At 55.1% G+C, this 25,209-nt stretch carries 21 protein-coding genes and 1 pseudogene; 13 read left to right on the forward strand and 9 right to left on the reverse strand.

The genetic code is table 11. The features are described 5' to 3' along the window. Positions 1 to 264: 264 nt before the first annotated feature. The gene (locus CHB75_RS04225) at positions 265 to 597 is read left to right on the forward strand and encodes a hypothetical protein (protein WP_089269264.1); all 333 of its coding nucleotides are present in this window, start codon (positions 265 to 267) and stop codon (positions 595 to 597) included. 205 nt (positions 598 to 802) lie between these two features. Here CHB75_RS04225 and CHB75_RS04230 read toward each other — a convergent pair whose 3' ends face one another. The 5 genes and pseudogenes from CHB75_RS04230 to CHB75_RS04250 all read right to left on the reverse strand — a co-directional run bounded on the left by CHB75_RS04230 (position 803) and on the right by CHB75_RS04250 (position 5,606). Continuing rightward, positions 803 to 2,743 (reverse strand): PIN-like domain-containing protein, encoded by a 1,941-nt coding sequence (locus tag CHB75_RS04230; protein WP_342745286.1) that lies wholly within the window; start codon positions 2,741 to 2,743, stop codon positions 803 to 805. A 283-nt stretch (positions 2,744 to 3,026) separates the two neighbouring features. After that, positions 3,027 to 3,319 (reverse strand): annotated as a pseudogene (locus CHB75_RS04235) (transposase); the annotation flags it as partial. A gap of 158 nt (positions 3,320 to 3,477) precedes the next feature. Further along, positions 3,478 to 3,774 (reverse strand): helix-turn-helix domain-containing protein, encoded by a 297-nt coding sequence (locus CHB75_RS04240; protein WP_176439054.1) that lies wholly within the window; start codon positions 3,772 to 3,774, stop codon positions 3,478 to 3,480. 353 nt (positions 3,775 to 4,127) lie between these two features. Next, positions 4,128 to 4,754: an SOS response-associated peptidase gene (locus CHB75_RS04245; RefSeq protein WP_089269267.1), complete on the reverse strand. Its 627-nt coding sequence runs from the start codon at positions 4,752 to 4,754 to the stop codon at positions 4,128 to 4,130. A gap of 129 nt (positions 4,755 to 4,883) precedes the next feature. Beyond that, positions 4,884 to 5,606 carry a hypothetical protein gene (locus CHB75_RS04250; RefSeq protein ID WP_089269325.1) on the reverse strand — a complete coding sequence of 241 codons (723 nt, stop codon included), beginning with the start codon at positions 5,604 to 5,606 and terminating at the stop codon, positions 4,884 to 4,886. Between the two features lie 96 nt (positions 5,607 to 5,702). On the opposite strand from CHB75_RS04250, the gene CHB75_RS04255 reads away from it, so the two are divergent. From CHB75_RS04255 to CHB75_RS21955, 4 genes are all read left to right on the forward strand, one after another. Then, entirely contained in the window at positions 5,703 to 6,200 is a 498-nt protein-coding gene (locus CHB75_RS04255; RefSeq protein WP_245840674.1) for a hypothetical protein, read from the forward strand. 166 nt (positions 6,201 to 6,366) lie between these two features. Continuing rightward, positions 6,367 to 6,993 carry an SOUL family heme-binding protein gene (locus CHB75_RS04260; protein ID WP_089269268.1) on the forward strand — a complete coding sequence of 209 codons (627 nt, stop codon included), beginning with the start codon at positions 6,367 to 6,369 and terminating at the stop codon, positions 6,991 to 6,993. Between the two features lie 79 nt (positions 6,994 to 7,072). Beyond that, the gene (locus CHB75_RS21950; RefSeq protein WP_245840677.1) at positions 7,073 to 7,360 is read left to right on the forward strand and encodes a UvrD-helicase domain-containing protein; all 288 of its coding nucleotides are present in this window, start codon (positions 7,073 to 7,075) and stop codon (positions 7,358 to 7,360) included. Next, on the forward strand, positions 7,330 to 7,659 hold the full coding sequence (locus tag CHB75_RS21955; RefSeq protein WP_245840680.1) for a UvrD-helicase domain-containing protein: 330 nt from the start codon (positions 7,330 to 7,332) through the stop codon (positions 7,657 to 7,659). Before CHB75_RS21950 ends, CHB75_RS21955 begins: the two co-directional genes overlap by 31 nt. Before the next feature lie 164 nt (positions 7,660 to 7,823). Here CHB75_RS21955 and CHB75_RS04270 read toward each other — a convergent pair whose 3' ends face one another. Both CHB75_RS04270 and CHB75_RS04275 read right to left on the reverse strand, forming a co-directional pair. Continuing rightward, positions 7,824 to 9,656 (reverse strand): TniQ family protein, encoded by a 1,833-nt coding sequence (locus CHB75_RS04270; RefSeq protein WP_089269269.1) that lies wholly within the window; start codon positions 9,654 to 9,656, stop codon positions 7,824 to 7,826. Between the two features lie 41 nt (positions 9,657 to 9,697). Continuing rightward, positions 9,698 to 10,159 (reverse strand): very short patch repair endonuclease, encoded by a 462-nt coding sequence (locus CHB75_RS04275; RefSeq protein WP_089269270.1) that lies wholly within the window; start codon positions 10,157 to 10,159, stop codon positions 9,698 to 9,700. 292 nt (positions 10,160 to 10,451) lie between these two features. Between CHB75_RS04275 and CHB75_RS21960 the strand changes: the two genes are divergently transcribed. Continuing rightward, complete coding sequence (locus tag CHB75_RS21960; RefSeq protein WP_245840684.1) at positions 10,452 to 10,796, forward strand: DNA cytosine methyltransferase; 345 nt, start codon at positions 10,452 to 10,454, stop codon at positions 10,794 to 10,796. Positions 10,797 to 11,214: 418 nt separating this feature from the next. Beyond that, positions 11,215 to 12,420 carry an HNH endonuclease gene (locus CHB75_RS04285; protein ID WP_089269271.1) on the forward strand — a complete coding sequence of 402 codons (1,206 nt, stop codon included), beginning with the start codon at positions 11,215 to 11,217 and terminating at the stop codon, positions 12,418 to 12,420. A gap of 619 nt (positions 12,421 to 13,039) precedes the next feature. Here CHB75_RS04285 and CHB75_RS04290 read toward each other — a convergent pair. Both CHB75_RS04290 and CHB75_RS04295 read right to left on the reverse strand, forming a co-directional pair. Next, the gene (locus tag CHB75_RS04290) at positions 13,040 to 14,122 is read right to left on the reverse strand and encodes a PIN domain-containing protein (protein ID WP_089269272.1); all 1,083 of its coding nucleotides are present in this window, start codon (positions 14,120 to 14,122) and stop codon (positions 13,040 to 13,042) included. Between the two features lie 542 nt (positions 14,123 to 14,664). Next, positions 14,665 to 15,066 carry a hypothetical protein gene (locus CHB75_RS04295; RefSeq protein ID WP_141135072.1) on the reverse strand — a complete coding sequence of 134 codons (402 nt, stop codon included), beginning with the start codon at positions 15,064 to 15,066 and terminating at the stop codon, positions 14,665 to 14,667. Positions 15,067 to 15,764: 698 nt separating this feature from the next. Between CHB75_RS04295 and CHB75_RS04300 the strand changes: the two genes are divergently transcribed. The 6 genes from CHB75_RS04300 (at position 15,765) to CHB75_RS04330 (ending at position 24,620) form a co-directional block, all read left to right on the forward strand. Then, the gene (locus CHB75_RS04300; protein ID WP_217898761.1) at positions 15,765 to 18,401 is read left to right on the forward strand and encodes an AAA family ATPase; all 2,637 of its coding nucleotides are present in this window, start codon (positions 15,765 to 15,767) and stop codon (positions 18,399 to 18,401) included. A 167-nt stretch (positions 18,402 to 18,568) separates the two neighbouring features. After that, positions 18,569 to 19,147 carry a poly-gamma-glutamate hydrolase family protein gene (locus tag CHB75_RS04305; RefSeq protein WP_089269328.1) on the forward strand — a complete coding sequence of 193 codons (579 nt, stop codon included), beginning with the start codon at positions 18,569 to 18,571 and terminating at the stop codon, positions 19,145 to 19,147. A 550-nt stretch (positions 19,148 to 19,697) separates the two neighbouring features. After that, complete coding sequence (locus tag CHB75_RS22445) at positions 19,698 to 20,270, forward strand: transposase (RefSeq protein ID WP_176439056.1); 573 nt, start codon at positions 19,698 to 19,700, stop codon at positions 20,268 to 20,270. Between the two features lie 434 nt (positions 20,271 to 20,704). Continuing rightward, complete coding sequence (locus tag CHB75_RS04320) at positions 20,705 to 21,436, forward strand: hypothetical protein (RefSeq protein WP_089269276.1); 732 nt, start codon at positions 20,705 to 20,707, stop codon at positions 21,434 to 21,436. Further along, positions 21,436 to 23,658, forward strand: coding sequence for a Mu transposase C-terminal domain-containing protein (locus tag CHB75_RS04325; protein WP_089269277.1), 2,223 nt, complete (start codon positions 21,436 to 21,438; stop codon positions 23,656 to 23,658). The genes CHB75_RS04320 and CHB75_RS04325 overlap by 1 nt, the downstream gene beginning before the upstream one ends. Further along, positions 23,655 to 24,620 (forward strand): ATP-binding protein, encoded by a 966-nt coding sequence (locus CHB75_RS04330; protein ID WP_089269278.1) that lies wholly within the window; start codon positions 23,655 to 23,657, stop codon positions 24,618 to 24,620. The genes CHB75_RS04325 and CHB75_RS04330 overlap by 4 nt, the downstream gene beginning before the upstream one ends. Positions 24,621 to 25,209: the final 589 nt, after the last annotated feature.

Genomic DNA, 25,209 nt, shown 5'->3' on the forward strand with positions numbered 1-25,209 from the left:
TTTCTGATGTGGGTCGCGGCGGAACGTTGCGCACTGGCGCGTCCACGACCCGCGTTGGAAAACCTTCACCGTAGCGGACCTTGACCGATCCAGACGATGCCGCATCGCAGACCACAAGATCAACAGGATTGATGAGCTGCTCCCTTGGAACTATGAAAGTTGCAAGGGGAGCTTACGATGCTCCCGGCAATGCGCTTGATAGAAAATACCCTCCGTATTCGCCTTACACCCCAAGGAGGGCGAAGTTTTAGAAAGGTCAAAGCTATGTTTTTTGGACGCCGAAAAAAATGGAACGGACAGGTCGCAACTTTCCTTCCAACCTTTGGTTTAGATATCGAGACAGTCGGCCATATGGCGGCTTTAGAAGCGCTTGATTTAGTCTATCCTAAAGGTTTCAGCGCAGAGGAAGGCTCTCTCTATCTCGCTTATCTAAGCTATTCTACATTCGTTAAAGAGCACGACCAAAGGGCGGTAGACCTAAAAGAGCGTATCACCCACGCTGAAAACACTTGGATAGCATCGGGTCGGGTTAATCCAACCAATGTCATAGCCTGGCAAGATAAAGCGCGGTCTTGGGAACAAGACTTACTCAAATGATACAAGTTTTTGGTGGCCTCGTTTGGTTCATTATCGGCCCATAACCGACGTCCGTCGGAAGGGTTGTCGCTACGGTGCGGCATCCACGAACCGGTCATTCAGGGCATCATGCAGCACGGCTTGCGGCGTGGTAGGCCAACCGAAGAAACCCTACTGACAACCAAGCGTATTGGCTTCGATTAGCGATAGGGAGGCAGTCCTTACGTCACTCCTGGAACTTTATTTCTGTATGCGGACCCCAAGAAATGAATTTCAGGTGAGACAGATCTTTAACCCCTTCCCACTCGGGGACAAATTCAATGCAAGAAATCAGAGTGGAGAAGTGTGCTGCAATCTGTTCCTTCATGTCTCTCTCCGAGCACTCCTGCGGGAGGCTGTCATATGAATAGTCATCCTCATCCGGCTCCACCAAATCAATCCCACGAAGTTTCAACCCGACAATTTTTCCTTCAGCCTCTTCAAGAGTGAAAATATCAGCCTCAATGGAAGCACCAGGAAGCTTCAAGAATTTCTGCGAATCTGTTCCTATTTTCTGGCGAAGCCATTCGGCGACTACGGCAAACCTATGAGATTGCGCAACAATAAATATGGGAGAAATAAATTCATCCTTGGGGTGAGCCCTAATCAAACCATTTGAGTCGAAATACGCCTCGAATGCAACGCCAGCATAAAAAATCTCAGCTTGAGGGAATGGCTTCCCAGAAAGATAGCGATCCAAGCCGTCCAGCAATTTCATGGCTGAGTTCGAGTTGCCACAGGCAGCTTGGTATACGTTCCGGCCCAACACAAAAATTCCGTCGCATGAGGGTTGCCGCTCCGCCAAAACGGCCGACACCTTGCCGATAGCTGGATTCTGCGTATACCAGCTGTACGTCCTTAGAGCCCTAATTATTGGATCAGGAGTACCTTCCCCACCTTCAGCAACGTAGGTGGCATCCTTCAATGCCTCTTCAGAGAGGCTGTCCAAGATCACACGCAAATCGGCGTCTTCTTCTTGCTCGTCAGCTTCAGTGAGAATTTCTTCAGTAGGCTGCGCTTCGGCAACGAACTCTGGTTTCTCGTCTTCCTGCACTTTAAATTCAGGCTCTTCTACAGCAGGGGCAGCCTCCTCCTCCTCGCCGTTTTCATCGTGAGATCGATCATTCTTCTGCTCTGGATGTTCAACTTCCTTAACTCGAGCGTCCTCTGCCTCTTGCTCGATCTGAACTGCCCTTGCGAGTTGCTGAACCGACTTCGCATCTCCTCTGGAACTGATTAACTGAACAAGTTGAGGAATGGTGAGTATGTATAGCTCTTCTATTCCAGAAGTTAGCGCTATTTCTGCAGACAAGGTGGGGTGCGGGCAGGTAACCACCTTTGGTTTCGCGCTATTATTGCGTACCTTCCCGTCATAATCTTTGTACCTTTGGGGCGAAAATACCCAGTCTGGCTTTCCATCATGCGTGATAATAATCACTTTCTGGATTTGCTCTTTGGACAAGGTGTCTCTGAGAATTTCCTGCCAAAATACTAAGTCGCCAAAACGGTTTGCTCCGCTTCCCCCGACTTCCCCATCATCGCCTTTTTTCCTACTATCCTGATATCCAGGTGGAACTCTACCTTCGCTTCTGGAACCGAACTCTCTCTGGGCTGTGGGGATGTCAGGAAAAGCGCCGCGCAGAGCTATTCTCTCAAAGAAAGGGAGGATGTCTTCCTCCACCTTCGCGGTATCGACTTCCTTCATTACCTTCAAAGCCCTAATTAGCTTTTTCTTTGCATCATCGAGGAAGTCCAAATACTGCGACCTTCCACCGAATGCCTTTCGGACCGCCAAGTCATCATCGACAAAAAGTGAGGCAGACTCTGTCAGGGACTCCAGCTCTTTTTCAATAGACGTTATTTTGGGCCGCGCTGGAAATAGGACGTCTGGCGCTCCCCTGTGCTTGTGCAGCTCATGTAAACTCCATATCGGAATATGAACCTTCCCGCTCAGTCCTCCAGCTGAAGCCCAGTCCATAAACTCCCTGCGCGCACCAGACGAGAGTCGATACATCCAGACTAGTGACGACGTGTCCAAGTATATTGCTGTATGGCTCGGGTGCGACAATGCTTCTAGCACCGCGTCATCTTGAGCTTCTCTGTCGAAGGGGTCTCGAGGGATTATCACAAATACTGCTCCGATCTCTGTTAGGCGCAGACATTTTCGACGCCCGACCGCTCAGCACTACTTAATCTTCGTTCTCAAAGCGCAGCAAGGGCTTGGGGGGATCTTGTGGGTGCCTTGTGGCGCATCAAATTGCGTTGGGATGCTTCTAATATTGCGTTTCAGGTATCATTCCACGGCGAAGCGGCGACCTCGCGATAATGTTTAGCTTATTGCAGGCTTACCACGAAGGGAGAAGCAGCGCGACCGTCCGCTATCTTCGTATTCCGTTGAAAAACTCGGCCCGGTGGACCTCTTCGCACAGCCGACGTTCCGAACGGATACCCATGATGTAGCCAACCAGCAGCATCCGCCCTCTCGGGACATTGCTGCACAATGCCCTGCCGGGTGACAGATCATCAGTTCGGGATCAACCGACGGTCGCCCAGTGGAGCTGTAGAACGGTGCCAGATGCTGCCGGATCCCGGCCAGATCGACAAACCGGTCCACCGCCCGGAGCATGTGGTCGGCCGGGACATGTGTCTCGATCGAGAACTCGTAGAACAGAGCGCTCTGCGCTTGCTGTCGGGATCCCATCATCGCCGCTCACCTCCACCTGCCACATGGAAATTGAATCAGCGCTCAGGGCTTCACGCAAGCAGAGTTTTTCAACAAAATAGGCTGGAACCGGTCATCCGCTGCGCTTGGCACGAACGGCAGGAGTGGGCCGATCGATGCGGTGGACACTCCCACGTAAATCAGGGCAGGTCGCCATGGGTAATGACAAGATCGTGATGTCCCCCGCAGGCTTCAACGTACCTGCTGATGGAATCGAGGCTGGGCACAGGTCCGCTAAGGGCCTCCATACGGGCAATCGTCGGCTCTTTCATATCCGAGTTTCGAGCCACATCGGCCTGGGTCATGCCGACCGCGTCCCTCAGGACACGGAGTTTCATGGCGATCTCGCGCTTGTGGACATTCTTTGCCTGCCGTTTGACCACATCGGGACGCGCGTCGCGTATTCTCTGGTGAAACGTTCTGGTAGCAGTGGTCATTGTCATGTCTCACAGAATGGGTTGATCAATTCGAACTGCCGGAACACAAGGGATGCGCCCTGATTACTGCTTTAGTCCGATGTCGCGATCACGCCGTCCAGCCATCTCGACCGGGAAGAATTCCGCCTGTCGATCGACAGGATGATCCTCGACTCCACTCATTCCAGCAGATGAATGGCATCGACCTCGTAGCGATCGACAAGCATTTCGCATAGATCAAGGCTTACCGTCTTCGCACCCGGGAACCGGTGCAATACTGAAGATGGTCATGGTGCTCCCAACGCTCCCTATATAGCAAATGTGTTATCAAAATTCAAGATCAGGTAAGGCTGTGAGGCACAGTCATCCGGGCGTCAGGGGAGCCTGGTCAGGGCTCCATCCGGAAGCGGCCGTTGCAGGGCCTTCGCGTCCTCCCAGTCCGCCGTCAGCCAGGTCTCCCATTCCGCAGGAACCGTGAGGATGACCGGCATCGCTTTCGGATGAATTTCGGCCACCTCGCTATTCGGCTCGGTGGTGAGGAACCCGTAGAGATCGTCTGTGGTCTCGCCATCCTTCAGTCTTCGGATGCTGGTCCATTCCGACACCCAGAGCCCCGCGAACATAGCCGGGCGATCGTCTGCGATCGAGAACCAGGCGTTCCCCTCCCCCTTGCCGGCCGGTTCGGCAAAGGATGTGAGCGGGACAAGACAGCGGTTCTCGGGCTTCAGCCACCGGCGCCAGTGCGGCGAGCCGGTGTTGCGGATGTTGGTGACACCGCGGTCAATGCCGGACTTGGAGTGGAACTGCTTCGGGCTCGGCATCCCCCAGCGTGCGGTCTGCAGGACAAGGTCATCGCCATCCAGACGCGCGATAGGGGCGGATTGGTCCGGGTAGATGCTGTCTTGGGTTCCGAGGTTGCCGAGGCGGTCGACGACATTGCGATCCGGAAAAAGGCCGCGCATCGCGTCCTGGCTGCGGGTGTGGGAGTAAAGGTTGCACATGTCTGTCTGATCCTTCAGCTCTTTCCTTCACGGATAGCCGAGAGCCGATCTCAGTCAACACATCCCACGGGTCGCAACAGCTTCACCCTCCACCTTTTTCGGCGCTCTTGCTCCATTGAATGGGCAATTTCACTGGACGGAGATCGGCTGAAGCTGGGCGTCGGTGTCGAGCTTCAAGAGGCTGCGCCACAGCGGCGTCTTGAACACATGATCCACTTTCTTCCCGGCAAGGTCATCGTCGGTTAGGACAAGCAAGCCCGCCCATTCCAATGGTCGCAGGACGCAGGAGGAGAATGCAGCCATCTCCCGCCAGCCTGCATTGTCCCAGTCCGGGCCGTCTCCGTAGAAGGCGCCGAACAGCGCTTTCTCGGTTGTGCCGTGGTCGGCCTCGACATTGATGACGTTCATCCAGACATCCCATTTTCCAAACGGCGCCTCTTCAAAACGGGAGTAGGCCGCATGGTCGATTTCGAGGACGAAAAACGGAACCAGTTCCGATAATAGCCGCCCTGGGGCTTCGGCAAGGTCTGCTCCCCGCTTGGTCAGCCTGAACTCTCCTTTGAAATGCCGCGCCAGGCGCAGCCTAATCAAAAGGAAGTGGAGTAGTTCGAGCGGGGGAAACTCATATTCGTTGATCACCTTGTTGTACCGAAACATTTCTTCCGCACTGCGTCCCGGCCAGTCAAAGTGTTCGACCGCCCAGTGAACGAAAACGCGCTTAAACGCCATGGTTTTGGTCAGCCCGATGGCTCTGTGTTCACGCGTGTATTGAAGCGTCAGCAAGGCGGCGCGCAGCATCGGCGAATGCGCAAGGTCGGGATGGTCATCTGACAGGGTATGAAACGTGATCATGTCGGGATGCTGCCACATGGCATTTCCGGGGACCAGATACTTTGCCAATGCCCGGATCAATATCCCACCGGGTTGGCAACGGGCGCCCGTTGGGGCTTGCTTGACCTGCTCTCTGCCATGGCGTTCAAGGTCCGGGCAGAAGGAGGGTCGACGATGGCTGGGGAAAAAGAGATTCAGGACAAGCTCGCGAAGCTTGAGGCGCTGTTCTCACGAGGCGCTACGGCTGGTGAACGTGCGGCGGCAGGTGCGGCACGTGACCGCCTGCAAGCCAGGATTGTCCTTGAAGCAGATGGAAAAGGCGAACCCGAGACCGAACTGCAGTATTCGCTGCCGGATGTCTGGTCGGTCCGGATTTTTGTGGCGCTTTGCCGCAAGCATGACATCAAGCCGTACCGCTATCCCAGGCAACGGCGCACAACTGTCATGGTCCGGGTGCATCAACCGACCTTTGAGAGTACGGTGGGAGAGGAGTTCCGAGCACTGCACCGGGAACTCACCGCGTATTTCGGCGACATGGTCGAGCATCTGATTGCCGATGTCATGAAGGCGGATGGCAACGACGAAACCCTGGAGCAGCGCAAGCTGCCACGCTGATGCGACGACCCTCGCGGCACGTTTCAATTCACACCAATGTTGCCCATGGTAAGCTAAAGGGCGGTGTGCTGATCCATTTCTCTGCTGTGATGCGTTCAATCAGAATAGGACACGTTCGGGGCATAAGCTGATCGGATGCGCACCCTTGGATGAAAAGGAGACAAGGATGTTTTCACGCGCCACCCGGGCAGTCACCGCCTTCGCCAGTCTGCTGTCCGTCACGGCCTGTTCCGTTTTCGGCAGCGCGGCAGCTCCGGAGCCGGAGTACCGGGTGACATTGTCCGACCCACCATTCGAGGTCCGCGGCTACGGCGAACTGGTCGTTGCGAAAACCCCCATGGGCGAAGGATCACGCGCGGCGTTTGGCCGTCTTTTCGATTATATTTCGGGCACGAACACCGGAGGGCGCGACATTGCTATGACCGCCCCCGTCCTGAACACCGACAACTCGAACGGATCGAAGATCGCCATGACCGCGCCAGTGCTCCAGAACCGTGAGGGCGTGCGCGAGATGGTCTTCGTCCTGCCCGCCGAGATGACTCTGGACACCGCTCCTGTGCCGACCGATCCAGCCGTCACCCTCGGTACCATTCCGCCGCGACGGGTCGCGGTCGTGCGGTACTCCGGTTTCATGGCCCGCAACGCGGCTGCCCAAGAGGCCCGTCTGCGCAACTGGATGGCGGACAAGAACCTGACGGCGCAGGGCGCCGCAGAAGTGGCGGGGTACAATCCGCCGTGGACGCTGCCACCCTGGCGCCGCAACGAGATCCTGATCCCGATTGAAGACGATTAGCGTTCCGCCGAACATTGAAGTTCCCATTTCGTTCCCGTTTGACTACTCTCTGCAAAAGATCTGCAGAAGGGGACGGGGCATGGCAGGGGCAGGCTATCTCGAGAAGCTGAACGACAACCAGCGCGCCGCCGTGGAATTTGGCGTCGGCTCTGATACATTGCCTCCGCCGCTGCTCGTGATCGCAGGGGCCGGGTCGGGCAAGACCAACACGCTGGCGCACCGCGTGGCGCATCTGCTGGTCAACGGGGCCGATGCGCGGCGCATCCTGCTGATGACCTTCTCGCGCCGTGCGGCGACTGAGCTAACCCGCCGGTCGAGCGGATTACGGCGCAGGCCATGGGCACCTCGGTCGCCGCCGAGGAGCTGACCTGGGCGGGGACATTCCACGGCATCGGCGCGCGTATCCTGCGCGAAAATGCGCTGTCTATCGGCCTGCATCCCGACTTCTCGATCCATGATCGCGAGGACAGCGCGGATCTGATGAACCTCTCTCGCCGCGGGCTGGGGTTTTCCAAAACCGAAAGCCGTTTTCCGGCCAAGGGCACCTGCCTCGCGATCTATTCCCGGGTGGTGAATGCAGAGGCGCCGCTGGGCGACGTCTTGCGCGACCATTTCCCATGGTGCGCGCCGTGGCAGGCAGAGCTGAAACAGCTCTTCGGCGCCTAGCGGCGCAGCAGAAACTCCGAGGGAAACCGTCACCGATAAGGAGTTGGCCGCGGTCAGGTTCGAAGAGGAATTGGAACGCCTGCTTGGGCAGTAGGTCTGATTCCGCGGGCTCCGTGAATAAGCCACTGCAGGGCTTTTCACCGGCGTTCTTACAACAGATCGATCTACCGTAAGGCTCCCAGGACATCATCCAGAAGGTAAACGGGGCCGAAATCCTGACCCTCTGGCGCGAAACGGGTTACGCCTGCATCCCGGAGCCTGCGCGCCACCACTCGACCATCCGTCTTCTCGCGCATAGACAACAATTTTAACGTTGTGAATTTTGCGTGGAACGCCGCAATGTCTGCGTCTGTCACATAGAGCCCGTTCCGGCGTGTCGCCGGATTGAACAACTCGGTTGCCGAGATGTGACCGGCATTGAAAAGAGCAGGCATAGCACCGCTCTCATTTAGTCCGACCTCTCGTGCAAACACACCGAGGGTTTTGACGTCCGGTTTCTCTCCGCGCAGCTTGTTCATGTCGCTCCACCGCACATACAAAGATGTATATCCGACGAGACCCGGGAGTCGCCCGACCTGGACCAGGCCCTTCTGCGCCGCATCAATGGCTTGCTTGATATCAACGCGTGCGCGTCCGGCAGCAACTCCCAGAGGCAGCCAGTTCGCGTCATCGGCCTCCACCGTGATGGCATCTTTTGTAAGTTCATCAAGCAGAGCGTCGGCGTCGGCGGTATCCCATTGGAGTTTCGAGACTGCTTGAGGAACTACCGGTTGAATGACGTTCTGACGTATGAGGATCTCGAATTGACTGGATGATACGCCTAATCGTTTTCTCATCGCCGTTGCCATGACCAGGCGCTTGGCTTGTGCGATCGCTGGTCGAGCAAGCTTTGCATCAAAGGTCAGGCGAGCGTTATGGCGATCATCCCCGAAATCCACAATACCGACGTGCTCCAGGATCTGCCGGGTGATTTGTGCGGACCGCCCAATCTCTTTCGCCGCGGTCACTACTGAGTATAGCCGTGGCGTGGAGAGGGATGTCCCCAGAACGGTCTCGCCCGCCGGAATGGCCCAAGTCTTAAAGATGACTTCGCGCAGAACATCACGATAAGGAGCACATCTTATATCATTCGCCATGTCCTGTGCCAGCCAACGATAAAGCCGACCGAAAGCCTTCTGGGGACTGAATTGCGGTCCATCGACCTTGCCTGCAACGTCGAGCAATGTTTCGGTCAATGCATCCGGGCCCTGACGCGCGCAGTCAAACCCGACCTCGCGGGCCGACCGTTTGCTGTCTGACCCGCCCGGGATGAACTGGATTATCTCAGCACCCAAAAGTTGGCAGAACCTAGCAGCTGTATCGATGGGATGCTTCGAGAGCCACGTCAGATCTGTTCCTGATGAAAGGCGGTCATCCAGCCATAGGTCATAGCTTGTGATCGGCTGGTGGGGCTGATCCAGCCTTCCTGTCACAACGTCATCGGTGATACTACGAAGGCACGTGGCAAAATCATAGCGTGTCAAGGGGGATGCGATGTTCCAGAGCGGAACGAGAGCCTGTCCATGGCGGAGGCACACCTCCACGTATCTCAGCTGCCAGTCGCCTCGCATGACCATCTGGCCCTGTGGCGTTACCGTGGAAGAATCAATGTCTTCCCGGAGACACGCGGGGCATCCTCTGACTACTGGATTGATCAGGGCGCGAGAGACGAAGTCCTCCTCTCTGAACCGGACCTGAACACTCGCCAAGGGCTGCGGTGACCAGGACAGCAATTCCTGAAGCGCCGGATCCTGGAGGCCAAACATTTCTGCGATGACTTTGGTCTGACGATCATCGAGGTTGATCAGCTTCTTGGTTGATAATCCGAGCTCATTGCAGAAGCCGGAAAGCGATAGGCCCCGAATACCTGCTGCGCGTGACACGAACGATACCACCCCCTCACGAGGTTTAGGCTCAGGTTTTATGGAGATTGAATTAGGCAGGGAGCCGCTCCAGATTAAAAGGGTAGATCAACGATGAACTAAGGCTCAAAGAAATATCAGGACTCAAGGTCGTTCTCGCCGATTTCAAAAAATGGTCCTCTGTCGATCATCCATTCCGTCAGTTTTTCGACGGCCGTCTGTACATTGGCCGGTTTTCTCAGTGCGCATTCCCATACAATAGCGATCCGCCATCCTTCTTTTGAAAGCGTTGCCACTGCCGCCTGATCGCGCCGGACATTGGCAGCGAACTTGTCTGCCCAGAACTCAGCGCGCGTCTTTGGCGTAGACGCATATCGGCAGCCTTCATGCTGATGCCAGAAGCATCCATGCACAAATATTACGACCCTGTGCTTTGGCAAAACCAGATCTGGTCGCCCGCTCACGGTCTTGACGTGAAGCCGGTAACGGAATCCTCGCGCGTGAAGGGCGCGGCGCAGCAACAGCTCAGGCCGGGTGTCCTTGCCGCGGATTCCGGACATCATCCGGGACCGGGTCTCCTTGTTGACAATATCCGTCATTTGGCTCCTGGCATCGCCCGGCCCACCTGGTATAAAGGCAGACAATGGTTCATCCTGTGAGGTATCTGATTTGCCAGCCAAATTCGGCATTGTCGATCTGTTTGCCGGTCCAGGTGGACTGGGAGAGGGGTTTTCTTGCCTCAAGGTGGGTGATCACACACCTTTTCACATCGGCATTTAGGTTGAAAAGGAAGCGTCAGCGCATCGGACGCTCAGGCTGCGGGCTTTTCTCCGGCAGTATGATTCCGAGCACGGGAAGCTACCGCAAGCCTTCATCGACTTCCACGCAGGGTTGACCAAAGAACCAGTATGGCAAGAGGTTGACGCACACGCATGGTCACATGCTGAAGCCGAGGCGCGCTGCCTCGAGCTGGGTAAAGGGGATGCCAGCCGGGCTGTCGATTCTGCCATCATTACGCTGCGCCGGAACTTTGACGATACGATCCTGATCGGAGGGCCGCCCTGCCAGGCTTATTCGCTGGTCGGCCGTGCTCGTTCAAAAGGGAAGGCCGGCTATGTGCCCGAGCAGGACGAGCGGCACTACCTGTTCCGTGAATACATCAGCGTTCTCGACCGCCTGCGCCCGGCGGCCTTCGTCATGGAAAACGGCAAGGGCATGTTGTCCTCGACCATCTAAAGCCGTCTCGTATTCGAGATGCTGATGGAGGACCTTGCATCGCTCGGTACGGGTAAGCCGCCTCTGCAAAATCAGCCTACTGAGGAGATCGAGCGACGTTTCTTGCTGCGGTGCCGCGAGCGGAAGCCGCCGTTCGCTGCAGCTGCATAATTCAAGCACACCCGACCGGCAGCAGAGCGGACAAACCGGGCTTTCGCTGCGCGGCGCACGAAGGCCCGTCCTTTGGAGAAGTAATTCATGGAACGGCGCGCGGATCACAATTGTCCTCTGACGATCTGCATGATCTTCGCGGCGCAGAGCAGCCAAACGCTTTTCTGCGCTCGGGTTGGAAACAATGTGACTGATCGCTATGTTTGAGATCCGATTGATTGCGGTAGCACCAATGCCATCCGCTCGAAGGTCGTAGCGTAGGTGTTCCATGTCCCAAGAACGAGAGTGCTTCTACTGCGGATGCAAAAAGCAGCTCGCTGAGTTCTCGCACGAGCATATCTGGCCGGATGCGCTCGGAGGCGATCATCTCCCTGACTTTTGGAAGACGGATCACGTTTGCCGAAGCTGCAACAATACGTCCGGCGTGTTCGTCGATGGCGCATTTATCAAAGGTTTTGCCGTCACCGGAGAACGAGCAAACGACGCTCTGAGCTACCTCCCGTCGGATCAACCCTCAGGAGCCCTTCCCCTGAACTATCTCGGCGTCGTTCAGAACGTGCGGCCCGCCGACGGCGAGGTCGTTGACTTTTGGGTGTGCGCTCGTGGTGCAAACGTCCTGCACATCCGGATGGAGGAGAAGGAAGATACTTGGAACGCCTACGCTGGGGGCGATCCGCGACGTAACTCGAAGAAGTCCAAGGCAGGACGGGTCATCGTCAGCTTCACGTCTGCAGAACCCTACTGGGTCTGCACCAGCCTTCAATCCGTCCTACAGCACTTCCCCAAGGCGAAGCGGTTCGTCACCAACTTGGAACTTCCGGCGGACGCGACAAAGTTCCGGGAACTCGATCCTTCAGATGCGCAGCAAGCCGACGACCTGCGCATTGTTCGCGAGTTCGAGGAGCTGCGCGAGCGGGGTGAGCACGTTCACTGTCAGGTGGCAATCGCTCTGCACGCAGACGGACGGTTCCTCGCCAAGGTGGCACTGGCAGCCGGCTACCAACTGTTTGGAAGCGACTTCCTTGCGACGGACTACGCGATGGAACTTCGCAAGGGCTTCCGCGAAGCCGATCCAAGCAAGCGACATCAGTTGAAAATCCATGGTTCGGGCTATCTGCGAGGCGTCACCCTCGATCCGATCAGTGAAAAGCTGCGTTGGCCTGGCGGGTGGCAACTGGCAATTCTTAACCTCTCTGAGAAGCTCGCGCTTGTGGTCACGGCACCGACTGGGCGCACGATGTCCATCCAGATTTCGGATGACGCTACCCTACTCAGTCGCCTCGGTCCGGAGTACCGGGATGGCGTGTGCTGGGTGACTGTTCCCGCTGCTCAGACCGCCATCGGGCCGATGCCGTATCCGGATTATCTTGCGCATATGATTGGAGCGGCGAAGGCTCCAAACCTCGCAAAACTCGAGGCGCTACGTAGCGATCCATCCAGATTGCCAAAGACGGGATTGGACGATGGTAAGTAGGTTGTTCTCCTCGGGCGCGACAACGTCTGATGGACAAATGTAGAGTGTTTTCGCGGACCTTGTGCCCATCGAGAACGGGCCAGTGCAACGGTTTCGCCGTTCCAGTTGGGTTCTTCCCGCCCCGCAGAACGCCTCCGCGGGCAGGTCTAAAACCGTACGGAACGCTATGCTGCGCATACTCCACAGATCAGTCATAGACGAAGTTGGGGAAAATTGCAGCATTGGTCAATAAGGGCTCCAAGCCGACTTGCGGCGGCGCAGCACGGAGTCATCGGGCCACAACCACCTCAGTGCTGCCCGCAGGCGACCGCAGCCAGCCCTTGTACGACATTCGTGCCCGGCGCAGCATTGGGCCGAGCCCAGGACATGAGGGCGGAAAGTGTGAATTCGCTGCAAGTGCGAAAATGGCTCTTCCACCACAAGAGCGGACATTGCACGCGCCGGTGTCTGCCAGCGAAACAGCGGCATCGTAGAGAAAGGCACTTCGGGTGTGTCTCCATGAAGCGGCTCAAATGATCTGAGCTATCAGCCACCACAGTAGAGCACTGTACCGACTCAACTTGGACCACCTGAACTGGCCGACGTTCTGATTTCACGCAAACCTGAGCAAGATAGCCTTTTAATGATGCCAATCATCATCAATTTCATCCGGTAGCGAAACCTCGTATCCCGTGATTTCTTTATCCGCCACCGAATAAAACAGACTCAACTCAAACGCGGTCTCTACTGAAGAGCTAACTGCCATTACATGGTCATTCCAATCAGCGTCCACAACGAAAACATTAGGGGCTCCATCCGTATCAAGGTCCATATAATAGGCGTGTTTGTCCATGAAGCCGTCTACTTCGATCTCAACGGAACCGCTCACATTAATAACAACTTCGTCATCCACCTTCTTGAGAATAACTTCTGAAATCTCGGACGGCCCCACGCTCGATATGGAAACATCGTTACCGAATGGCAAACCTTCGTAACCAAATGCTGTGCGCTGAGGTAAATCTTCCAGAAGATACTCGTCCGTCATCCTATGTAGGTCGTCAGAATTTAGGTCTGGAATCTCTTCAATAGTTATATCTTGAAGGTTCGGAGCCAAAAGCTTATCAAATGCAGCCTTTAGAGAGGTGTAGAGTTCGGGCCTGAGCCCCACTTCTTCGATCTGCTCGGCCAACTTGAGAAAAAGTACATCTTTGTCTGCATCGTCCTTGCCTCCAAAGTCTTTGGTATTATTCGTTAGGAAAAAATTTGGCGGCGTAGTAGATTTGCTCTTTATATGATTTTTCACGGTCTCCCAGACCAAGAAGTCTTTGTGTCCCTCACCGCTCTCCTTGAACGGCTTGACTCCATCATATGACTTCACCACCAGTTCTTTTAATGTCACCTCAGGGTAAGGGAGTATCACAATTCCCTTTTCTTCGATTAGCTTATACAGCCAATCCTCATAGGAACCGATCTCTTCTGACACCGCAATATCTTGGGCGTCGAGTTCAATAAGTCTGCCGAGCTCTTTCTGAGCAAGGTGGAATGCCTTGGATTTCGCCTTAAGCATCTTGGGAAAATTCCCTAACACTTCGTCAATCACGATATCTGGCACTACCACGGAAACCTGAATTATGGAACAGGCTTTTAGAAAGGCGTGGGCTTGAGCTGAGCGAAAGAAGCTTTCGTTCATAAAAATATTGGTATCAATGTATATAGTTGCCATCAGAATACGGCTTTCTGCTGATCGTCTTCACAGCGCTTCTCAGAAAATACGGCGGTACGGGTTACGAGCGTCAGTTAGTGTCAGCACTATGGCACATGAGGTTGACGAGACAAGATAGGCTCGCGCTCTTTTTGGGGCCTGAAGTGGGCCTTCGCTGCCCCCCTTAAGAACGGCAGTTCCGGGCCGAGGACGCTTACTCGGGGCTAGCACCGAGCAAGCTGCTCAGGTAGCAATCCGAAAATGCTGCGCAAGAACGAATGTCTGTTCTGGCGAAGCCGCAGCGCCGTGATCCACGTCCTCGCGAAGGTTCGGTAAGGGCCGGGCATGCCGGAGCAGCACCAAGTCAATCGCCAGATGCCGCAGCGCATCCGAGGTCCGCGGAGAGCCCAATCTGACGCATGGTTCACCTTATTGACCTGTCGCAAGCTCTGCTGTGCTTCTATCGTGGCAGACCAAGCAATCCGTGAAGAAGGGGCTGCGCGCATAACGGTCAAGGATGATTTCGGCAGATGGGACAGGGCGGCAGTGAAATCTCTGCTCATTCAAACGCAGTTTTGCGGCACACCCTCCGCAACTTGAGACTGCCAGTCAGGTCCAAGCAATTCTCGAGCTGATAGAGAGTTGTTGTAACTAGCATCGCGAGGCGAAAGCGTCTGTACAACCAGAGATTGCTCCTTGTTGTTGTATGTCTGGAGGCCCGAGTATTGGTTGTAAAAGGCACCTCCGAAGCTCGTGTTCGATTGAGCGTCAACGAATAGGAAGCGATCCCCACCCCTTTGAATGACTTCTACCGCAGCGGCGATGTTTGCGATCTCACGGGCCTCACTTGCTGTACAATCGGAAGTTGAGGTGATCACTTGAAACGAAGTCTGGGTCAGGGGCTGAATTTCGGTTTCAGCGCACGCTGCCAATAAAATCGGTAGGATTAGAAAAAGTCGTTTCATCAGCGTGTCCCCGCGTAATTTGAATACAAAAAAGTCCGCTGCGTTATCGGCAACCAACCTAGAAAAAGTATCTACCTGTCAGATAAAATCATGACCGTCGGCAAATGTGAAGAACTTCTGGCTTGCTGCATAGGTCAAGGCTGTGCGTTGGTCGCACTACACTTTTCACACTTCACCTAGACAGGTGAAGGTGCCGTTGCCAAGGCTTCTTGAGTGGCCGCTCCGTCCTGCGACCTTCACTGTGAGGGCAATTGCATCATGCGGCCGCAGCGAAAGTCCGGTCTGGTGAAGCTGCATCGCAGCGCTTGACGGCATCGGCAATGGCCTGTGTGGGCCGGTCGCGTCATCAAGGCCGACCATGGTTCGCAACTTTGCAGCGACCGCTTCCTGCGCGTTGCTGACGCTCACGCACCGCATGACGCTCGACCGCTCCCAGCCCAAAGCGGACCAATGTATGACGCCCTTCCGACCAAGAAGCTCATGCAGGTCGGGCGGGGAGCGGTCCTTCGCTGCACTTGCAAGCTATCGATCCGCCTCCAGCGTAAGCTGACATTGGCGTCGCGCATGTATCCACACACAAGGGCTCTGTGCGCCTGCAAAGATTTCAACTGAGAACAGAAGAATATGCTTCCGCTATTAGCTGAGCACTCGTAGGCTTCTGATTCTGACACCCATATTTTGTGAGAGATATTAATATAGTGATTTTGGACAGCACGAGCATAGATAAGAGCGAAGATACTGTCCCTAAACGTATCTTGGCATGGTCAGAGGGCCGTCCACTGTGGCAGCGCGATGCGCTGCGCCGCATTGTCTTGAACGGCTATCCCGATAAAGAGGCGTTCGAGGAGTTATTGGCGCTCTGCAGAAAAGAGCATGGCGATCCAACGGTAGCGCTGGCGGCCAAACCACTTTCAAAGGATCATCTGCCGGTTGATCCTGGTGAGGGCGAGTCGATTTCCCTGTCCGGCATTGCAAATGTCTCCGGTGTAAACCAGCTCGCAACCGGCCAGACGCTAATCTTTGAGGAGTCCGGACTGACCATTGTTTATGGGCAGAACGGCACAGGAAAATCCGGCTACACGCGAATTCTTAAGAAGGCTTGCCGCTCACGGCATGCCGGTGAAATCATGCCCGATGTTTATAGCTCTTCCGCAACGCGAGCAGCAAAAGCCGATCTGAAAATCACCCGTGCCGGCGGCACAGCGGAAACGGTCGCGTGGGAAGATGATGGCGGGTCCACTGAGACGCTTTCCGCAATCACGGTCTTTGACCGTGATGCAGCTTCGATACATGTTCAGAAGAAAAACGAGGTTTGGTTTCGTCCCTTCGGCCTCGATATTCCGGATGACCTCGCCGGTGTCTGTCAGGAAATCAAAGCGCGCCTAACGACCGAGAAAGAAACATTGGAGCGAAAGCGCAACTCCGTTTTCACCAATCCAATCTGGTCGAGCCGCTCTGCGCTTGGCAAAGCCCTTTGTTCGCTTCGTCATGATACCGCTATCGCAGGTATAAAGCCCAACACGCCCTTTTCAGATGCGGACGAAGCGCGCCTGACCAAGCTTCAAGGCGATCTTGCTCAAGACCCTGCTGTGGCGGCAAGAGCGCAGCGCGACCACGCCGCCCAGTTCGATCAACTAGAGTCCTATTTGAAGCGGATCGAGCTGGCGCTGAATGACGAGGCCATTAAGGCGCTTCATGCTAAGAAGAAGAGTGCGGACGACATGCGGACGGCCGCCAACACGGCAGCGCACGAGGCGTTTTCCGGATTAGCGGTCGAGGGCGTTGGGGAAGCCGTCTGGCGGACCCTCTGGGAATCCGCCAGGTCATATTCGCGAGTGGCGCAGGAAGCTGGGGCGGCGTTCCCACCATCGCAAGGCGATGTCTGCGTTCTCTGCCATCAAGAGATCGACGAGCCCACCGCTGCGCGGATGCTTGGCTTTGAGGACTTCATCAAGAAGGACACAGAAACCAAGGCGGCTGAGGCCGAGCGCGTCTTCAGAGAAGTAGAGCAAAATTTCCGCGCTGTCGCCATCCACGTCAACAAGGTCTCTGCGGTCTATCGGCGCTTGAAAACCGGTAACTTCACGCTCGCAAAGCAAGTGCTGAGATTCATCGCACTGGCGCGGCGTGTGCAGGTCCAGACGCTTGCGCTGCTCTCCGGCGAAGAAGTTCCGAATCCGTTGGCTTTGCCTCAACCCGTCTCGAAAGCCGTAAATACCGAAGCCGCGCAGACCCGCGTGTATGCAGCTTCTCTCGATGACGCGTCCGGCGGTGAAGCACGGGAAGCCGTGCTCAACGAACAGGCCGATTTGCAGGATCGGAAACAAAGTCACGAGCTGCTGGATATTGCAAAAACAGAGATCGCAAGGCTCGCAGAGCTAAAGCGCATGGAAGACTGTCTGCGCGACACCGCCACCACAGCGATCACGCGGCTTGGGAACGAAATTGCCGACAATCTGATCACGCCGCGTATGCGCGACCGATTTCAACAAGAGATCGTCGCGTTGGCTGGTAATCGCGTGCGGGTTGAGGTTGTGCGCTCGGGGGGCAAATTCGGTTCACCGCAATACGAAGTGAAGCTCTATGCCAACCCCAAGGCTAAGGTCCATGATGTGCTCAGCGAGGGCGAGCAGACGTGTGTAGCGCTGGCCTCATACCTTACCGAATTGGCCAACGCATCGCATACATCTGCGTTGGTGTTCGATGATCCGGTCTCATCGCTCGATCATCGCTGGCGCTCAAAAGTCGCCAAGCGCTTAGCAAAAGAAGCCGGCGTGCGGCAGGTTATCGTGTTCACGCATGACATGATCTTCGTAAACGATCTGGCACAGCTGGCTTCGGAGCGAAATACGCCGACTGCACTGGCGCATCTCACACGCGGACAGGATGTCGTCGGGATCGTCAACAAGGATTTGCCGTGGACGGCGTCTAGTATTCGAGACCGGATTGACAAACTTGAAAAAGAGGCCCGCGCTGCAAAGCGCTTGTTTGAAGCGAATGACGACGAAGGTTACAAAACCGCAGTATCTTCGCTCTACAGTCGATTGCGGGCGACTTGGGAACGGGCGCTAGAGGACATCGTATTTGCCAATGTTGTAATACGTCACCGCGATTACATTGACACTAAACATTTGAAGCGTGTCACAGCTTTAGAAGAGGCCGATGTGCAAGCTTTCCAAAATGGGTTCAAAAAATGCTGTGACTTCGTTGATGCGCACGATCCTTCCCGTGGTCATGACCCCGAACCACCAGAGCCATCCGAAATCTTGACAGACATTCAGTCGTTAAAGGACTGGTCTGAAGGTTTGCGCAATAAGATGAACGGGGTTTCTTGACGCCATGCAAACTATGTCATGGTTCTGTCTGAATACAGTCGGCTTTGCCACTGATATCAATACATCTTATCAAATGAACGAACTAGTACCAACCCAATCGCATGACCGTCAAACTATGAAACAGCCGACCAAGCAGTATGAACTGGGTCGATATTATAAGGTGCATGATGCCGAAAGACAAGTATTCCAGCTTTAAAGAGCTTTATGTTGTCGAAAAAGATGGGACCGATTATCAGAAGCGAGCCGTGAAGCGAGCTTCGGATTGTTTGATCATGGCCCCTCATGGAGGCAGAATTGAGCCGGGGACGTCTGAGTTGTCTATAGCCGTGGCGAGCGAAGACCATTCGCTGTACCTATTTGAGGGCATTCGAAAAAGACCTCACAGTGATTTGCATGTGACGTCTCATAAGTACGACGACGAGAAAGCAATCGAGATTGTCAGAGAACACGCTGTGGTAGTCGCTTTCCATGGTCGCAAAGACCGCGATGATCCCACGACTGTTCATGTTGGAGGGCTGGATGCTGATACCAGAGATGCCATAATCAAAGAGCTTCAGTTGGAGGGTTTCCATGCTGCTGTTGGGTGTGATGAGCTTGCTGGAGAGCATAAGGACAATATTTGCAATCGAGGCAGCCGATCATTGGGTGTGCAACTTGAAATTCCGAAGTTTCTCCGAGACGCCCTGCTTTCCAAACCCGACCTTCTCGACCAATTCTCCCGCGCCGTGCGGAAAGCGATTGCCTAGAACTGAGGAATGGACGGCCTTACACAACTGGTTTGAGATCGTGCAAACGTTGTTTTTCGCACCCCCAGCGAATGGCCGGTTTAACGGGCCGCACTGCAGCAACCGACTCTAGTTGGCAAAGGCTGCTTCGGGCCGGTTGTGTCGGTCAGCCAAGTTCGACGACATCGACTTTGCAAAGCCCGCTATCTGCGCTTTGCTGCCGTCGGTGCAGCCTGCAGCAGAGCGGATGCTTCTCCTGGAGCAAAGGTTCGATAGGGCTGCCTGCGGTGCGCGCAGCGGGATTTGCCTGTTCGGCACAACAACCGCCACGCCGCATCGCCGCAAGGCGCATCAGGGATATGAGGTTGTTGCATGATCCTGATCGGCCCGATCCGTTAGGTCCAGATTAGATCGGCCTCTGGCACTGGATGTGGGTTGCAACCTACGCCGTCCAAGCCGATCCGTGAAAACCTGGACCGGAAAGGATATCGGAAATTTCCGTTTGCGTTATGACCTCGCACCATGACTTAACCTGTTCATTCGAACCAGGCGGATGTGCTATGGCCCCCACATGACGCCAGACCTATTCCCAAACAAGACTCTGGAACGGATACACTGGATTTCAGTGTATCTTGGTCTTCCCCCTGCTGGTCTTGATGCCGCCTTTCCATCAGAGTCAGCCTGCGAGGCTCGGTTGTATCAGGTTCGATGGCCAGATGGGCCGGTGTGTCCGAACTGTTTTCAGACAAATGTCCATTTTCTTGACCTGCGAAAAATACGGACCTGTCGGAAATGTAAGAAGCAGTTCAGCCTGACATCGGGAACGGATCTGCATGGCATCCACCGGGGCTTGCGGTTCTATTTCGGGCTCGCCGAAGAGATCATCCAGTACCGGCAAAGAGGCGCGATGCTGACTTTGCGTGAGCTCCAGGACAATCATGGCATGGCCTATGCGACTGCCATCAGGATCCGGAAAAAATTGACCGAAGATCTGGCAAAGTTTCATGGCGGCCTGCTTGGGCGCTGCATCTGCGTCGATTTTCCAAACCTCCCCCCAGATATGGTGTTCGGGAGCGAAAGTCACCTGCTGCATCTCGAAGGCGAGATGCAGCGTCGGCGCTGGAAAGCGCATGGAATTGAGTAAAGTAGATACTCCGTCCACATCTTGACGCTCCCCCAAGCTTTCATTCGCAAATTTCAAAACCTAAATCCTCATTACAAGGCGCAGATAGAGCTAAGCCAAGTGAAGGCACGACACCCATGACTGACGTGAACATGACGATCAGGCGTGCGAGTTTTGAGGAAGGAAATGAAAGCTAATATGCTGTAATAAAATAATAATTGACTCGAATCGCATGGGGCTGAACGGTCCCGCCGAACCGCACCGTGCGGGTTGGAGAACAATGAAAACCGGGTTCCGCATCACCATGCGCACCTGAATATGCACCGCTAGAAAAGGGCTGTTGGCCGCGTAATGTTGCCCAAGAACAAATTCGGAGAGTTCAGGCAACCGCGATCGAAACCCGGAAATCGTAACTCAAGACCTCACTCGCACGGGCGGATGAGAACGGAGACGTCATGCCCTATCCTCTCGAATGGGACACATCGACTGGCGAACAGAAGAAGAAGCCCGCCTTGGTGGTGGACCCGGTCCATGGCGTCTTGCCCTATGATGGTTTCCGCAATCCGCTGACCCGCAGCGCGTCTACCTCTCGCATTTCCATGACCATTGCGACACCCGCGACCCGCGGACAGCGCAAGATCTATCATTTTGATGGGCAGCGCGAAATGGCGGCTGGCCTTGAGGCGCTTTTGTCACCCGAGTTGTACGGCCTCGAAGTCCAGCTTCCGCCGATCTACTATCAGGCCCCTAGCGGTAAGATGACGCCGCACAGTTATGATCTGCGGATCACCTTTCGTGATGGCTTTCGTCGAGTGCTGTTCGTTCGCCACGGCGAAAGCCTTGCTCGTCAGGAAACTCAGGACGAAATCGATGCTATTTTCGAGGCTACACCGAAGTCCTTCGCGGATGACAAGCAAGTCGTGAACGGTGACAAATATACGCGCGGCTATCGTGACAACCTTCTCCGTATCTACGAAGCATCTCTCAACTCCGACACGGATGCTGATGACCATGTGCTCGATCGCGCCCGCAAATGCAGTTACTGGCATATGCGTGATCTGATCGCACAATGCGATGTTTCAGAGGCACGAGCATTCGACGCGATCCTCCGTCTTGTCGGTCAGGGTGTAGTCTGGGCAAACTGGCATGCAGTGATCTGTAAATATTCACGGATCCGGTTGGCCTGATGTCGGCGGTTGCTCTCTATAATGTCCCTCGGGGCTCCGAACTGGTCTTGGACCAGCACCGTTGGCGTGTGGTGGACAAGGAGCCCGATGGATATTTCGTGGAGGGCGTCGATAATCCAGAATGCCTGGTGCTGCCCTTTCATCGGGTCGACGACGCCATCAAGGTAGGTGATTGCGAGGTTATCACACCTAAGATGTCTGAGCTCCGCCGTCAGCTCAGGACCTACACGGGCGATTTAGAACGGTTGGAACAAATTTCGGAACCGGAACGACGCGATGTCCGGGCGCGACTTGCACTGATGGAAGCAATGGACACGCTGGAAGCCGAAGGTGCGAAGCTCACCCAAAGATACCTTGATCGCCAAGACATCCGAAAGCGTCTCCGTACCTTGGCATGCGACCTGGCAAATGATCCGAAGCTGTTCCATGACGCCCACATCGGAAGTGCGCGCCGTCCCCACTCATTGCCGAAAGGCCGTAGTCTTCAAGAGATGCGCGAGACCTTTATCAAACATGGACGTGCCCCGATTGTACTGATGCGGCGGCACCACAAGAAAGGTCGGCAAGGAGAGAAACGAAAGCAACTTACAGCGACGCAGGAGCGTTTCATCGATTATGTCGCAAACATCTACTTGAGAAAAACTCAGCCGAAGATCGGTCCGCTTTATGACGGCGCGACAAAGGCATTCGACGTGCCGGAAATGGCTCTTCTGAACGGTTTCGAATTTCCCTCGATCACGACGGTGCGCGCGCGACTGAAAAAGCTGAGCCCTGCACTGAAAGATGTAGGCCGAAATGGTAAGCGGCACGCACAAAACAAGTACGGAGCGGGGTCTACCGATGTCCGTGCCCTCAAGTTTGGTGAATCCTGTCCGACCGATCAGGTTCTTCTGTCTATTTTCACAGATGCGAATGGTGAGGTCCAGTTCAAGGTAATCGATCCTAGGAAAGACGGGACTGACCTTGAAGAAGGAGAGATCAGGCGGCTTTGGATGTTTTTCATGATCGATCTGGCGACACGGCTGCCTCTGGCTTGGATTCTCGCAGAGTCTGCAGACGGGGATCACCAGAAAAAGCTACTTAGAATGGCGATGCGCGACAAGACCCGTGAGCAGGTTCGCTATGGATGCATGCGTGAGCCTGCACCACCCGTTAAGTTGAAGCTCGTCAAGTCAGACAATGGCACGGCTACACGAAATGCCGCCGTCTACGCCAGCCAGCTGGGACTTGGTACTGTTGTCATGACAGGCAGAGCCTACAATTCGACAGATAACTCGTATGCGGAAAGGCCGTTCGGCACTCTCCAGTGGAAGGTGTTAAATTTCATGCCGGGATATACCGGAAGCCGACCTGGTGAGCTGAACGGCTACGACGGTCAGAAAAATGCGAACGTCACGCCTGATGACTTGATGAAGGTGATCACGCGGTACTTTATCGATGAGTATCCCTTTGACAGCCACAGCGGTACGGGGATGTTCGGTGCGACGCCTTGGCAGAAATACGAGGAAGTCAAGAATCTCACTGATGGCATCAAAGCGCCGAGCGGGGAATTGTTGCGCATCCACCTTGGAGAAAGTGCTGTGGCGACAACGTCGTCGGAGGGAGTCAAAATCTTCGGGATTCCCTACAATTCAAAGGAGCTCCAGGAATTTGCGGGTGGCGCAAGCAAGAAATGCACTGTTCTGCTGAATCCTGACGACCTTCGTAAAGTCAGCATCCTGAGCGAAGAGGCGAAGGAGATCATCACAGCGGACCTGAAGTTGACCATCTTTGCGGACATGACGTTGGAAGAGGCTACCGCTATCATGCGTGCCGCTTGCGAAGCAAACCCCGAACTGCGCGTGCTGCATAAACAGCACCTCGAGGAGGCTCAGCGGCGCAGGGTCCGGGAGTCCGGCTATTTTCCGGATTCCAACCTGCCATCTTCCTATACGAAAATTGATGAACTTCGTCGGCAGGCGGACGACATGGCCAATGTTGAGTTTGTTTCCCTGTCGCGGTCTGCGCCTGTCGGTGCCGCCGGAAGCATCATGAGCCGGGAACCCGGCAACGTTCCGCAAAAGCCCCTCTCAGAACCGGTCGGACCAGCGGATGTTCCGGTGCCGTCATCCCCCTCAGAAGGCGACAAGCCGCCAAAGCCGGACGTCTCTTCGAAGGGAGCCGATACGGCGATCAATGAATTCACTCCAATGTTCAGCCCTGTCACGGAGAGTAAAGTATGAACGAATTTGTCAAAGCGGCGTACCGGGATGCGGCGGCCAATTCCGGTGGTCGCCTGTATCCCCTCCCAAGAGCCTCGCTTTTGAAGTCAGACTTCTCCAAGGTTTTCAGCACGCATTTGGGACACCTGATCGGTGGTGGCCGTTTCGAAGCGGAAGGCCTGTTGGTGACGGGACAGTCAGGCAGCGGAAAGACGACGGAAATCCGCTCCCTGATTGCTCGGTTCAATGCGAGCGAGGCCGAACTGCCGAATGGTGCGCACGCACGCTTTGCCGAATGCGTCTTGAAGGGGATCGGAAGCTGGAAGGACCTCGGCAGAAGCACTGCTCAGGCGGTTGGATTTCCCATCGGCGAGAAGGCACGTCTGACGCAAAGTGAAATCTGGGATATTGTCGTCAGGGAGGCCAAGCTCGCTGGAACCATCGGGATTCATTTTGATGAAGCGCAACACATTTTCCGTGAGAAAAAGTCGGCAGACTGCCTCGCCGTCCTGGACTCGTTCAAGACCCTCATGAAGTCCCACGACTGGCCCTTAATGCTGATCTTCTCCGGGGTGCCGGAACTGGAGGGCTACATGAAGGCGGAACCCCAGTTGCATCGACTGCTTCATCGCGTCCAGTTCAACGACGTATCTTTGCCGGATGACTATAAGACCGTACACGAAATCGTAGGAAGCTACGCCGTCAGATCAGGTGTGGAAGTTGATGCCGATCTGATGACCCAGGACTTCTTGGATCGTTTGGTGGCTGCCGGCGCGTATCGCTGGGGGGTTCTGATCGATATCACCAAGAGGGCGATTGCCGCCGCGCAGGACGAAGGTGCCGAACGGCTGATCCGAGATCACTTCACGGACTGGTGGGTCAGCAAGACCAAGACTGCGAGAGTGGCCACGCCATTCACGCATAGTGATTTCCGGAGCATGTACCGAAAGGATCACCTTTTCCTCAAAGCCTTGGATAGCTGACTGCGGCAAGAAACGAAGAAAAAGATATAATGGCCCGCCTCTCTGAGGCGGGCTTTTTCATGTCTCGAACTGCCTCAGATCACCGACAAAAAAGATCTAAAAAAACTTTGCGCACTCTATAGGTTTCGTGCGCAGGTAATAGCTTTCGATTCGTTTTTGAGTGCCGTATAAGTATCTGATTTAAAACGTCTTTATGGCCTCGAAAAATTTGCGAATTTTCGCTTTGCGCAGACACTACCTTTCGTTGGCACTTATGTGGGGATTGTGAAGTTGGAGTTCCGCTTTTGGAACGAAACTCGGAACGAAATCATTTCCGAGGAGAGCTGTGCGTGGCTTGGAAGCGTATGGCCCAAGAACTTGCGTTGGCGTAATTTTGGGGGGTGTCCACAAGCCGTGGTGGTTCACTTCGCCTCAACCCGAAAAGGCGTATATTCCTCCGTTTTTCCAACGGTGGATGCACTTGCTACATCACGATTTTCGCCGTTTTTTCAACGTCCTCGGTGAACTGAATCCAACCCAGATCGAGGACGCCAAGACGAAGATCCGGGATTTCCGGCGAAAGACGGAGGCGATTTCGGAGATCGAAGTG

Origin of the sequence: Puniceibacterium sediminis, assembly GCF_900188035.1 — a bacterium.
Taxonomy (GTDB): domain Bacteria; phylum Pseudomonadota; class Alphaproteobacteria; order Rhodobacterales; family Rhodobacteraceae; genus Puniceibacterium; species Puniceibacterium sediminis.